We start from the raw sequence: 12,215 nt of genomic DNA on the forward strand, positions 1-12,215 counted from the left end.
GGGGAGAGACGGTCCCCCGAAACATGGCCTTAAGTGGACCTTTGCGGTTCCACCGATCATGTTACAGAGTGTTTTTTAAGGGGCGCGTTGGCGCCGATGGGGATTCGGGGTGCGGTTCCGCTACGGTCGCGTGCGTCGGTCGCGCCCCGCCTATAATATTTATTTAAGGTGTTTGGGGAAAATGGCGATGCAAGTGAACACCGCTGGATGTGGGGCAGAGGGCATGGGAACCGGACATTGGGTGAAGCGGGCGCGCCGGCTGGCCGCCACCCTGCCGCTGACGGCGCTGGCCTTTACCGTGGCGTCCGTGGCCCACGGGCAGTCGCTGGAAGACGCCTTGAGCCAGGCCTACCAGAACAATCCAACGCTGGAAGCCGGCCGCGCCGGCCAGCGCGCCACGGATGAAGGCGTGCCCCAGGCCCGCGCCAGCATGCTGCCCACCGTCACGGCCGACGGCAACCTGGGCAAGGAGCGGCTGAGCCAGGGCAACGCCATCACGCACATGAATCCGGCGCAGACCGGCGTCACCATCAACCAGGCGATCTACGCCGGCGGCAGCATCCAGGCCGGCATCAGCCAGGCTGAGAATCAGGTGGAGGCCGGCCGGGCCAGCCTGCTGGACACCGAACAGCAGGTGCTGCTGGCCGCCGCCACCGCCTATCTGGACGTGGTGCGCGACCAGGCTGTTCTGGACCTGAACATCAACAACGAACAGGTGCTGACCCGGCAGCTGGAGGCGTCGCGCGATCGCTTCCGCGTGGGTGAGCTGACCCGCACCGACGTCAGCCAGTCCGAGTCGCGCTTGGCCGGCGCCACCGCCGACCGCATCTCGGCCCAGGGCGCCCTGGCCGCCAGCCGCGCCACCTATGCCAAGCTGATGGGCCAGGTGCCCGGCACGCTGAAGCAGCCGACCCGCCTGGTGCACCTGCCGGTGAACCAGGAAGAGACCATGGCCGCGGCCGAGGTATCGGCCCCGGTGGTCGTTGCCGCGCGCTACAATCACAAGGCGTCGCAGGACGCGGTTGACGGCGCCTTTGGTCAGATGCTGCCGCAGCTGTCGGCCAGCGCCCAATACTACCGCAACTGGGACCAGTCGCTTCCGGGCGTGCAGTACGACACGGCCGTCATTTCCGCCCGCGTCACCATTCCGCTGTATGAGGGCGGCGGCACCTCGGCCAAGGTGCGCGGCGCCAAGCAGACGGAACAGCAGCGCCGCACCCAAGTGATGGAGGCCGTGCGTTCGGCCGACGAGACGGCGGTGAAGGCCTGGCAGGCCCTGGTGACGGCCCGCGCCGCCATCGAGGCCTACAAGAGCGCCGTCGCCTCCAACGAGATCGCGCTGGAAGGCGTGCGTCAGGAACAGTCGGTGGGTTCCCGCACCATCCTCGACGTGCTGAACGCCGAGCAGGAATTGGTGAACGCCAAGGTCCAATTGGTTCGCGCCCAACATGACGAGCAGGTGGCGTCCTACGAGGTGCTGTCGGCCGTGGGCGACCTGACTGCCGCCAAGCTGGGCCTGAACGTCCCGCTGTACGACGCCAAGGCCCACTATGAAGAGGTCAAGGACAAGCTCTGGGGCCCTTCCATCGAAAAGTAAGCGGCGATCGAGCCTGATCGCACGCGCCGGACGGGGCGGCTCCATGGCTTGGGGCCGCCTTTTTCTTTTGTGGACAGGCGGCGGCGCACCCTATTCTTGAGGAGAAGCAATAGCGGGGGCGAATAGGGCAGGGTGGGATGACGCGGGCCAGCATTGGCGACCGGCGCGCCCGTGATTAACCCAATGGCATTTTTACTGTTCTTGCCCTAGGCTGCCCCGAATGTCGGTACCCATACGTCGGTGCGGGGCCGGCGCGCTTACAGGTCCACGCCGTTACAGGTCAGGTTAGGCAAACAATGGCTGACAAGTCACAACAAGAACCTTCGATGGAGGAAATCCTCGCCTCCATCCGGCGGATCATTTCTGAAGACACCGACGCGCCGCCGCCCGAGCCGGAGGCGCCTCCTCCTCCTCCTCCCCCTCCGCCCCCGCCGGAGGACGACATTTTCGAGGCGGTGCCCATGCCGCCTCCGCCGCCGCCTCCTCCTCCCCCTCCCCCTCCTCCGCCTCCGCCGCCGGAGGACGACGTGCTGGAGTTGACGGACATCATCCCGGACGAGCCCGAGCCGGAGCCCGAGCCCCTGCCGGACCCCTTCGCGTATGAGCCGCCGCCCCCGCCGCCGCGCCGCCCGCCGCCGCCCATGGACGACGACCGGCTGATGTCGCAGTTCACGGAAGAAGCCGCCAGCCGCGCCTTCTCCAGTCTGTCGGGCTTCCGTCGCGGCGGCCCCAGCCTGACGGGGGAGGGGCCCATCGGCCGCTCCGACGTTACGCTGGAGGAGATCGTGCACGTCCTGGTCCGCCCCATCCTGCGCGAATGGCTGGATGAGAACCTGCCCTCCCTGGTCGAGCGCCTGGTCAAGCGCGAGATTGAAAAGGTGGTACGGCGCGGACTCGACTGAGGCGCGCCGCTTCGATAAACCTTGCCAAGCCCCAGGTAATTTCATAGGGGGCGGCGCTCTACCCCGCGCCGCCCTTTTCTTTTGTTTTGAGCCCGTGATTCAGGTGCCCGCCATGCTGGACAAGACCTTCTCCCCCGCCGATGTCGAACGCAGCCGCTATGAGCGCTGGGAGCGCTCCGGCGCCTTCGCCGCCCATGTGGACAGCAACGCCCAGCCCTACACCATCATGATGCCGCCGCCCAACGTGACGGGCAGCCTGCACATGGGCCACGCACTGACTTTCACGCTGCAGGACCTGCTGATCCGCTATCACCGCATGAGCGGGCGCGACGCCCTGTGGCAGCCGGGCACGGACCACGCCGGCATCGCCACCCAGATGGTGGTGGAGCGCAACCTGGCCAAGGAAGGCAAGACGCGGGCCGAGATGGGCCGTGAGGCCTTCCTGCAGAAGGTCTGGGAGTGGAAGGCCGAGTCCGGCGGCACCATCACCCGCCAGCTGCGCCGCCTGGGCGCCTCGCCCGATTGGTCGCGTGAGCGCTTCACCATGGATGAGGGGCTGAACGCCGCCGTCCGCAAGGTGTTTGTCGAGCTGTACCGCCAGGGCCTGATCTATCGCGACAAGCGCCTGGTGAACTGGGACCCCAAGCTGCACACCGCCATCTCCGACCTGGAGGTCGAGCAGAAGGAGGTGAAGGGCAGCCTGTGGTACTTCCGGTATCCGGTGGAAGGCATGGCGGACACCTTTATCACCGTTGCCACCACGCGGCCCGAGACCATGCTGGGCGACACCGGCGTCGCCGTGCATCCGGACGATGAGCGCTACAAGGATCTGGTGGGCCGCCATGTCATCCTGCCCATCACCGGCCGCCGCATCCCCATCGTCGCCGACGAGTATGCCGATCCGGAGACCGGCACCGGCGCGGTGAAGATCACCCCCGCCCATGACTTCAACGATTTCGAGGTGGGTAAGCGGCACAACCTGCCTATGATCAACCTGTTCGACCGCGACGCGAAGCTGAACGAGCATGCGCCGGCCGAGTATCAGGGGCTGGATCGCTTCGCCGCCCGCAAGAAGGTGGTGGAGGAGATCGAGGCCCTGGGCCTGCTGGAGAAGATCGACCCGCACACCCTGATGCAGCCGCACGGTGACCGCAGCGGCGTGGTCATCGAGCCCTGGCTGACCGACCAGTGGTATTGCGACGCCGTCACCCTGGCCAAGCCCGCGCTGGAGGCGGTGGAGCAGGGCAGGACCCAGTTCGTGCCCAAGCAGTGGGAAAACACCTATTACGAGTGGATGCGCAACATCCAGCCGTGGTGCATCAGCCGCCAGCTGTGGTGGGGCCACCAGATCCCGGCGTGGTTCGGGCCGGACGGCAAGTTCTTCGTCGCCGAGACGGAGGCCGAAGCCCAGGCCGAGGCGGATGCCCATTACGGCGCCGCCACGCCCCTGACCCGCGACGCCGACGTGCTGGATACTTGGTTCTCGTCCGCCCTGTGGCCCTTCTCCACCCTGGGCTGGCCGGAGAAGACGCCGGAGCTGGCGCGCTATTACCCCGGCGATGTGCTGGTCACCGGCTTCGACATCATCTTCTTCTGGGTCGCCCGCATGATGATGATGGGCATCCACTTCATGGGCGACGTGCCCTTCCGCACCATCTACATCCACGCCCTGGTGCGGGATGAGAAGGGGCAGAAGATGTCGAAGTCCAAAGGCAACGTCATCGATCCCTTGGATCTGATAGACCAGTACGGCTGTGACGCCCTGCGCTTCACCCTGACCGCCATGGCGGCCCAGGGCCGTGACATCAAGCTGGCGACTTCGCGCGTCGAGGGCTACCGCAACTTCGCGACCAAGCTGTGGAACGCCGCCCGCTACGCCCAGATGAACCAGGTGGCGCCCGTCCCGGGTTTCGCCCCTACCGGCCTGACCCAGACGGTCAACCGCTGGATCGTGGGCGCCGTGGCCGACTGCGCGGCGCAGGTGACCGAGGCGCTGGAGGGCTATCGCTTCAATGATGCCGCCAACGCCCTGTACCACTTCGCCTGGGGCAGCTTCTGCGACTGGTACCTGGAATTCACCAAGCCCATCCTGAACGGCGAGGATGAGGCGGCGAAGGCCGAGACCCGCGCCGTCACCGCCTGGGTGCTGGACCAGATCCTGCATCTGCTGCACCCCATCATGCCCTTCCTGACGGAAGAGCTGTGGGAGAAGCTGGGCGAGGGCCAGCAGCGCGGCGACCTGATCACCGCCGCCTGGCCGCAGTACCCGGCCGCCTACAAGGACGCCGGCGCCCTGGCCGAGATGGACTGGGTGGTGCGCTTCATCTCCACCATCCGCACCATCCGGTCGGAAATGAACGTGCCGCCATCGGCCCAGTTGCCGCTGCTGGTGAAGGGCGCCGGGGCCGAGACGGCTGCGCGCCTGGGTACCCACCGCGACCTGGTCCTGAAGCTGGCCCGCCTGTCCGACATCACCCTGACGGAGGAGGCGCCGGCCACTGGCGCCGTGCAGGCGGTGGTGGATGAGGCGACCCTGGTTCTGCCCCTGGCGGACTTCATCGACCTGGCCAAGGAGAAGGCCCGCCTGGCCAAGGAAATCCAGAAGCTGGAGGGTGAGATCGCCAAGGTCGATGCCAAGCTGGGCAACCCCAACTTCGTGGACAAGGCCCCGCCCGAGGTGATTGAGGAACAGCGCGAGCGCCGGGCCGAGGCCGACAGCACCCGTGCCAAGCTGGCCGAGGCGCTGTCTCGCCTGGGCTGATGCCGGGCTCGCTTGGGTAAGGATGATGTGATGGACGGCCGCCCCGGGAAAAGCCCCGGGGCGGCCGTTTGTCACATGGATGTATTCATTGGAATAATGCGACCTATGCGGGAGGTGCCGCGCAGGGCGGCGTCCTGATTCCCACCCTGAGGATGAGATGACCGCTGGGCGTTGGATGGTGATGATGGCGGCCGTGGCCCTCGTGGCCGGTTGCGCGGTGCAGCATGTGCAGGTCGTACCCGTCACCATGAACGGCGGCCCGGCGCCCCGGCCGGCTGGTACGGTCGGCACGCCGGAAAAGGTCATGCTGACCCGCACCGTTCCCGTGGGACAGGAGCGCGAGCTGAATTTCTATCAGGGCCTGCATGAGGATTGCGCCCCGATTTCTGGCATCACGGTGGAAATCCTCACCGCGCCAGCCCACGGCACCGCCAGCTTGCGCGATGGGACGGACTATCCGACCTTCCCCGCCGGCAATCCCCGCGCCGCCTGCAACAAGAAGGCCATGCCCGCCCAACAACTGTGGTACCAGCCCGCCCCCGGCTATACCGGCGCGGACGTGCTGGAGGTGCAGGTTTTCTATCCCATGGGAACGGCCCAGAAACAGACCTACACCATCAACATTCAGGGCAACGTCCAGGGCGCTGCCCCGCCCAAGCCCATCGCACCTTGAGGATGGTGCCCGGTCGCGCCAGGGCCGCTTCAGGGGGCCCCCGCGTCAAGGTGCGAAGGGGCCGGGCGCCTCCGCCGTCGGCTTCTTCAGCCAGATGCCCGCCAGGGCCACGAAGGGGATCAGGTGCAACAGGGTGCGGGTCTCATTGGTCAGGCCCAAGGCCAGCACGGCCAGCACCTGCACCAGGACGAAGGCAGCAAGCGATAGGGCGCGGACGCCGTGCCGCTTCACCATCACCGCCGTCAGGCCCAGCACCGTGGCCAGGTAGATGGGGATCAGAAGATCCAGCGACAGGCTGGGATCGGTGATCCAGTCGTAGAACTGGCCAAAATTCTCCCCCACCTGGATATGGAAATAGGCGTCGAACGTGGTGGAGGATGACTTCTGAATGTCGCGGAAGATCTTATAGCCGACTTCTTCCTTCAGCAGCATCTTGCGCAGGAATTCGATAATGGCGAAGGCGGCGACGCTGCCCAGCAGGCCGGACGCCAGCCAGCGCCAGTCCGGCCGGCGCTTTTCCACCCATGCGTCGATGACGGCCTTGGCCATCATGTAGCCGCCGATGAACACGGCCGATTCGTGGTTGAAGCAGGCCACGCCCAGCAGGGCCAGGAAGGCCCACCACGGCGCCCGGGTCAGGACCAACAGGTAAAACACCGCCGTGGTCAACAGCAGCACGAAGTCCCAGATGTACAGCCAAGGCTTCGACATCAGCGCCATGAACAGGACATGCATGGCCAGCAAGGCCGTCCAGGCCTTCTGCCGTCCGTCCGCTCCTTGGCTGGCCGCTCCCTGGCCGGCCGCGGCCTGGGCGGCGTAAAACAGGGCCAGGCCGGCGCCGGTCAGGCCGAACACGGCGACCACGGCGTGGGCGCTGGTCAGGTTCACGCCCGTAAGCTCGATCAGATGTTCCAGGAAGGGCGCCAGTACGCGCGACTGGAAGAAGCGCCAGTGCGGATAGCCTTGCAGCACCCCCACCTCAGCCTGCAGGTTCTGCAGCAGGTATTGATCGAAGAAGTGGACGATGTGGCGCCACTGCGCCACCGCCAGGATGAAGGCCGTGCCCGTGACTAGCAGGGCGTCCAGGTATTCCTCCCGATCGGCCCGCAAATCCAAACCACGCATATGCGACTTTCCCCAATAAGCCGGTGACGTCGGCCTGGTGTCACCCCGCCGCCAAATCCGCCAGGGCGGACGGCAGGTCGCGGAAATGATCCACCAACCGATCCGCCCCCAGTTGTTCCACGGGCATGCGCGGATAGCCATAGGTAACGCATACGACCTGGCAGCCGGCGGCGCGGCCGGCCGTCACGTCGTTGGCGCCGTCACCCACCATGATGGTTTTGCCGGGCGCGGCAGCCAGGTGGGCCATGGCGTGCAACAGCGGGCCGGGGTGCGGCTTGCGCGTCGGCAGGCTGTCGCCCCCGACCACGGCCTTGAAATAGGGGGCAAGGCCGATGGCCTCCAGCACCGCGTGGGTCGCCCGCTCCGGCTTGTTGGTCACCAGGGCCAGGGGGATGTCGGCACTCAACCGCGCCAGCGTCTCGGCCACGCCGGGGAAGACGCAGGACGGATCGGCCGGCAGGGACTCATAGATCGCCATGTAGCGGTCGGTCATGGCGGGGACCGAGTCGGGATCCAGCGGCCGGCCGACGGCGGCGAAGGTGCGGGTCACCAGCATCGGGGCGCCGTCGCCGATGAACTGGTGCACCTGCGCCAGGTCCAGGTTGGGCAGGTTCTCCTCATCCAGCAGACGGTTGATGCCGGTCAGGATGTCGGGCGCGCTGTCGATCAGCGTTCCGTCGAAGTCGAACAGGACGGCAGCGGGCATGAGGCTCATGGGGCGGCATCCGGGCGATGGCGGTTTCGCGAGACACCATCGTTGTGGCAGTAAGGGGGCCTCGCTGGCAATGGCGTCGGGCTGGGGCTCATCCCATCTGACGACGTGTCGCGCCCCAAACAGTGCCGTGAATCCAAACAGTGCCGTGAATAAGGTTATCGCCATGACCGCTCAGACGTCGACCGCCCTCGCTTGCATCGTGCTGGCCGCGGGCAAGGGCACCCGGATGAAGTCCGACCTGCCCAAGGTCCTGCACCCCATCGCCAATGAGCCCATGGTGGCCCATGTGTTGCGGGCGGCGTCGGCGCTGAACCCCGACCGGATCATCGTGGTGGTGGGCCCCGGGCAGGAGGACGTGGCCAAGGCCGTCGCGCCGCACGCCACCGTGCTGCAGCCCCAGCAGCTGGGCACGGCCGACGCGGTGAAAGCGGCGCGGGCGAGCCTGGGGGATTTCGATGGCGACGTGCTGGTGCTGTTCGGCGACACGCCCCTGGTGCGACCGGAGACGCTGTCCCTGCTGGTCCAAGCGCGGCGCGGCGCCGGCGATCCGGCTGTGGCGGTGCTGGGCATGCGTCCAAGCGATCCCGCCGCCTACGGCCGGTTGGTGCAGGACGAGGCCGGCGGCCTGACCAAGATCGTGGAATACCTGGACGCCACGCCGGCGGAGCGGGCCATCGGCCTGTGCAACGCCGGGCTGATGGCCTTCGATGGCCGCCGCCTGTGGGCCATCCTGGACGCCATCGGCAGCGCCAACGCCAAGGGTGAATACTACCTGACCGACGCCGTGGCCGTGGCCCGCGCCCAGGGCCATGCCTGCGCCGTGGCCGAGGGGGATCCGGCGGATGTGGAGGGCGTCAATTCCCGTGTCGAGCTGGCCAAGCTGGAAAAGCTGATGCAGGCCCGCCTGCGCCGCCAGGCCATGCTGAATGGCGCCACCCTGGCCGATCCGGATACGGTGTGGTTCTCCGCCGACACGGTGCTGGGCCGCGATGTCACCGTGGGCCAGAACGTGGTGTTCGGGCCCGGCGTGGTGGTGGAGGATGGCGTGACCATCCGTCCCTTCTGCCACCTGGAAGGTGTGGTGGTACGGCGCGACGCCATCATCGGTCCTTATTCCCGCCTGCGCCCGGGGTCCGACATCGGCGCCGGCGCCCACGTCGGTAACTTCGTCGAGGTCAAGGCCTCCACCCTCGGGCAGGGCGCCAAGGCCAACCACCTGGCCTATGTCGGCGACGCCGACATAGGGGAGGGGACCAACATCGGCGCCGGTGCCATCACCTGCAACTATGACGGCACCTTCAAGTACCGCACCCAGGTGGGCCGCAACGTCTTCGTCGGCACCAACGCCACCCTGGTGGCCCCGGTGAAGGTGGGCGACGGCGCCTTCATCGCCGGCGGCAGCACCATCACCGAGCCAGTGCCCGCCGACGCCCTGGCCATCGGCCGAGGCCGCCAAGTGGTGAAGGAAGGCTGGGCCGCCGCCTTCGCCGCATCTCAGAAGGCGCGCAAGGCGGCGCAGAAGAAGGGCTGAGCGGGAAAGGGTTAGGCCGGGATGGCCCGGCTGGGCGATGATGGTATGGGACGAAGGATGGGTGCGGCGCGTTAACGACAGGGGGCGTCATGCACAGGACGATGGCGGAGCCAGGCTGGCGGGAGCTTTATAAGCCCAAACTGGTCACGGTACTGCGTGAGGGGTACGGCCTGCGCGACCTGCGGGCCGACCTGGTGGCTGGCCTGACCGTGGCCATCGTGGCCTTGCCGCTGTCCATGGCCATCGCCATCGCCTCGGGCGTCACACCGGATCGGGGGCTGTACACCGCCATCGTCGGCGGTTTCCTGGTTTCGCTGCTGGGCGGCAGCCGCTTCCAGATCGGCGGTCCGGCGGGGGCCTTCATCGTGCTGGTCGCCGCGTCGGTGGAGCGGCTGGGGGTGGAGGGCATGGCGCTGGCCGTGATCCTGTCCGGCCTGATCCTGATGGCCATCGGTGCCCTGCGCCTGGGGACCTTCATCAAGTACATCCCCTATCCCGTCACAGTGGGCTTCACCGCCGGCATTGCCGTCATCATTGCGGCCAGCCAGGCGCGTGACCTGCTGGGCCTGACGCTGCCGGGCAAGGAGCCGGGGCCGCTCGTGCCCAAGCTGCTGGCTTTGGGGCAGGCCCTGCCCACGCTGAACCCCGCCGCCCTGGGCACGGCAGTGGCGACCATCGCCCTGATCGTGCTGCTGCGGCGCTGGCGCCCGCAATGGCCCGTCCTGCTGATCGCGGTGGCGGCGGCCAGTGTGGCCGCGGCGGTTGCCCACCTGCCCGTCGAGACCATCGGCACGCGCTTCGGCGGCATCCCGCGCAGCCTGCCGGCCCCCCATCTGCCGCCCCTGTCGCCGGACCTGGTGTTGGCGGTTTTGCCGGACGCGGTGTCCTTCGCGCTGCTGGGCGCCATCGAAAGCCTGCTGTCCGCCGTGGTGGCCGACGGCATGACCGGCCGGCGCCACCGCGCCAATGCCGAGCTGGTGGCGCAGGGTGTCGCCAACATCGCCAGTGCGCTCTGCGGCGGCATTTGCGTCACTGGCACCATCGCCCGCACGGCCACCAATGTGCGGGCCGGTGCGCGCGGGCCGGTGTCGGGCATGGCGCACGCCGTGTTCCTGGCGCTGTTCATGGCCGTGGCCGCCCCGCTGGCCAGCTATATCCCCCTGCCGGCGCTGGCGGCGGTGCTGGCGATCGTCGCCTGGAACATGGCGGAGAAGCATGCCTTCGGCCTGTTGCTGAGGGCGTCCTGGGGGGATGCCGCGGTGCTGTTGTCCACCTTCCTGCTGACGATCCTGCGGGACCTGACGCTGGGCATCGTCGTGGGCTTCGCCACCGGGTCGCTGCTGTTCATCCACCGCATGGCCGGGACCCTGCGGATTGAGGGGGACGCCCCCCTGGTGGCCCCCGACGTGGCCGATCACGCCGGCCCGCTGCCGGACCAACCCCAGACGCGCGACGACGACATCCTGGTGTTCCGCCTGTCCGGTGCGTTCTTTTTCGGGGCGGCGGCCGGCGTGTCCGCCCTGTTCGACCGCATCGCCGCCCGGCCGCGGGCTTACGTGCTGGACCTGACGGCGGTACCGCTGCTGGACTCCACGGCCGTCACCGTCATCGACGGGCTGGCTGCCAAGGCGCGCAAGCAGGGGGCGGTCGTGGCCATCGCCCTGGCCGATCCGGAGGCGCGGCGCCTGCTGCTGACCCAAGGCCTGAAGCCGCCACGGGTTCATGTCGGCCGCACCCTGGACCAGGCCCTGGTTCGCGTCCGCCGTGCCTTGGGCCGGCCGGGGGACCTGCCGGACACGGGTCACGAAGCGGCCTGAGCCCCAAGATTTGGAAGACACAGGATCCGGACTTCAGCCCAGCCTGGGAACACAGGCTGGGGGTGGATACCGTCCGCTCCCCCCACGGGCCCCTCATCTACACGGCTCAGGCCCGTGGGCTGAAGGACCCGACCTGCTGCAGGACCAGGCCCACATCGGCGGGGCCTGGGTCGGTGGCGACGGCGTCATCACCTGCAACTATGATGGCACCTTTAAGTACCGCACCCATGTGGGCCGCCCGCAACGTCTTCGTCGGCACCAACGCTACCCTGGTGGCCCCGGTGCAGGTGGGTGACGGCGCTCTCATCAGCATCATTACCGAGCCAGCACCCGCCGACGCCCTGGCCATCGGCCGCGGCCGCGAGGTGGTGAAGGAAGGCTGGGCCGCCGCCTTCGCCGCATTTCAGAAGGCGCGTAAGGCGGCGCAGAAGAAGGGCTGACGTAGGGATGGAAACCGGGGGAGGGCGCGATTACCTATTTTCAAAGCAAAGTCGATCTATTGCCCAGTTTCGTGTCTCTTTCAGAAATCCTGGATAATTTGGCAAGGCAAGATCGACCGCTCGGTGAGCATCCGAAACGAGGCCTGCGGCAGAATCGCGGTAATTACTACAGCAATCCATCCAGAATTTCTTCGCACGCTCTACGGCGGCGTGTAATTCATCGTCGGTGACGTCTTGACGAATAGCCCTTAACACAGTGAAGGCCCTGCGGGAATCGCTGTATTTCAAGTCAGGCACGGAATTATTTGTCGACGCTGCGGCAACTTGCTTTCGAAGCCAATTATCGACGTCGATTGTGCGGATCAGCAATAGGAACGCGGCATCCGGAAGTGGCAATTGAGATGCGACATCGATCCAAGAACGCATTCCATCCGCCGTCGACCAGAAGAGAGAATATCTCCCGTCTAAGGCCATGCGGCATGCGGCGCAACCTTTTCATTTTGACGCGGAAGACATCCAGCCCGTCATGATTTTGACTCATGTCCTGGCAGTCATGCTCATTGGGGAACCGGTAGGGTTGGCCGACCGTTGCGAGATTGGGGAGGGTGCCTTGCGTCGCTTTCATCGGCGGCCGGGGCGTCCTATTTATTAACC

The 12,215-nt window shown here is 67.1% G+C and carries 10 protein-coding genes; 7 read left to right on the top strand and 3 right to left on the bottom strand.

Annotated features, from left to right (window positions below; all coding sequences use genetic code 11):
• Positions 1-223 precede the first annotated feature (223 nt).
• From P5F91_RS24465 to P5F91_RS24480, 4 genes are all read left to right on the top strand, one after another.
• Positions 224-1,597 (top strand): TolC family outer membrane protein, encoded by a 1,374-nt coding sequence (locus P5F91_RS24465; RefSeq protein ID WP_277908519.1) that lies wholly within the window; start codon positions 224-226, stop codon positions 1,595-1,597.
• A gap of 527 nt (positions 1,598-2,124) precedes the next feature.
• On the top strand, positions 2,125-2,499 hold the full coding sequence (locus P5F91_RS29835) for a PopZ family protein (RefSeq protein ID WP_246134353.1): 375 nt from the start codon (positions 2,125-2,127) through the stop codon (positions 2,497-2,499).
• Between the two features lie 112 nt (positions 2,500-2,611).
• Positions 2,612-5,260, top strand: coding sequence for a valine--tRNA ligase (locus P5F91_RS24475; protein WP_277908521.1), 2,649 nt, complete (start codon positions 2,612-2,614; stop codon positions 5,258-5,260).
• Positions 5,261-5,417: 157 nt separating this feature from the next.
• Positions 5,418-5,933 carry a hypothetical protein gene (locus tag P5F91_RS24480; RefSeq protein WP_277908522.1) on the top strand — a complete coding sequence of 172 codons (516 nt, stop codon included), beginning with the start codon at positions 5,418-5,420 and terminating at the stop codon, positions 5,931-5,933.
• A 45-nt stretch (positions 5,934-5,978) separates the two neighbouring features.
• Here P5F91_RS24480 and P5F91_RS24485 read toward each other — a convergent pair whose 3' ends face one another.
• Both P5F91_RS24485 and gph read right to left on the bottom strand, forming a co-directional pair.
• On the bottom strand, positions 5,979-7,058 hold the full coding sequence (locus P5F91_RS24485) for a hypothetical protein (protein WP_277908524.1): 1,080 nt from the start codon (positions 7,056-7,058) through the stop codon (positions 5,979-5,981).
• 40 nt (positions 7,059-7,098) lie between these two features.
• Positions 7,099-7,773, bottom strand: coding sequence for a phosphoglycolate phosphatase (gene gph / locus P5F91_RS24490; protein WP_145609872.1), 675 nt, complete (start codon positions 7,771-7,773; stop codon positions 7,099-7,101).
• A gap of 163 nt (positions 7,774-7,936) precedes the next feature.
• Here gph and glmU point away from each other — a divergent pair, with 163 nt between their 5' ends.
• From glmU to P5F91_RS24505, 3 genes are all read left to right on the top strand, one after another.
• Positions 7,937-9,304: a bifunctional UDP-N-acetylglucosamine diphosphorylase/glucosamine-1-phosphate N-acetyltransferase GlmU gene (gene glmU, locus P5F91_RS24495; RefSeq protein WP_145609873.1), complete on the top strand. Its 1,368-nt coding sequence runs from the start codon at positions 7,937-7,939 to the stop codon at positions 9,302-9,304.
• A gap of 89 nt (positions 9,305-9,393) precedes the next feature.
• Positions 9,394-11,121 (top strand): SulP family inorganic anion transporter, encoded by a 1,728-nt coding sequence (locus P5F91_RS24500; RefSeq protein WP_277908525.1) that lies wholly within the window; start codon positions 9,394-9,396, stop codon positions 11,119-11,121.
• 227 nt (positions 11,122-11,348) lie between these two features.
• Positions 11,349-11,561 (top strand): hypothetical protein, encoded by a 213-nt coding sequence (locus P5F91_RS24505; RefSeq protein ID WP_277908526.1) that lies wholly within the window; start codon positions 11,349-11,351, stop codon positions 11,559-11,561.
• 30 nt (positions 11,562-11,591) lie between these two features.
• Here P5F91_RS24505 and P5F91_RS24510 read toward each other — a convergent pair whose 3' ends face one another.
• Positions 11,592-11,987 (bottom strand): hypothetical protein, encoded by a 396-nt coding sequence (locus tag P5F91_RS24510; RefSeq protein WP_277908527.1) that lies wholly within the window; start codon positions 11,985-11,987, stop codon positions 11,592-11,594.
• Between the last annotated feature and the right edge of the window lie 228 nt (positions 11,988-12,215).

Source organism: Nitrospirillum amazonense, from assembly GCF_029594735.1.
Taxonomy (GTDB): Bacteria; Pseudomonadota; Alphaproteobacteria; order Azospirillales; family Azospirillaceae; genus Nitrospirillum; species Nitrospirillum amazonense.

Bases quoted from the DNA above. Each gene is read 5' to 3' on its own strand.
- P5F91_RS24510 (WP_277908527.1), bottom strand. From the start codon at position 11,987: ATGCGTTCTTGGATCGATGTCGCATCTCAATTGCCACTTCCGGATGCC.
- glmU (WP_145609873.1), top strand. From the start codon at position 7,937: ATGACCGCTCAGACGTCGACCGCCCTCGCTTGCATCGTGCTGGCCGCG.
- P5F91_RS24485 (WP_277908524.1), bottom strand. From the start codon at position 7,058: ATGCGTGGTTTGGATTTGCGGGCCGATCGGGAGGAATACCTGGACGCC.
- P5F91_RS24475 (WP_277908521.1), top strand. From the start codon at position 2,612: ATGCTGGACAAGACCTTCTCCCCCGCCGATGTCGAACGCAGCCGCTAT.
- P5F91_RS24505 (WP_277908526.1), top strand. From the start codon at position 11,349: ATGTGGGCCGCCCGCAACGTCTTCGTCGGCACCAACGCTACCCTGGTG.
- P5F91_RS24500 (WP_277908525.1), top strand. From the start codon at position 9,394: ATGCACAGGACGATGGCGGAGCCAGGCTGGCGGGAGCTTTATAAGCCC.
- P5F91_RS24480 (WP_277908522.1), top strand. From the start codon at position 5,418: ATGACCGCTGGGCGTTGGATGGTGATGATGGCGGCCGTGGCCCTCGTG.
- gph (WP_145609872.1), bottom strand. From the start codon at position 7,773: ATGAGCCTCATGCCCGCTGCCGTCCTGTTCGACTTCGACGGAACGCTG.
- P5F91_RS24465 (WP_277908519.1), top strand. From the start codon at position 224: ATGGGAACCGGACATTGGGTGAAGCGGGCGCGCCGGCTGGCCGCCACC.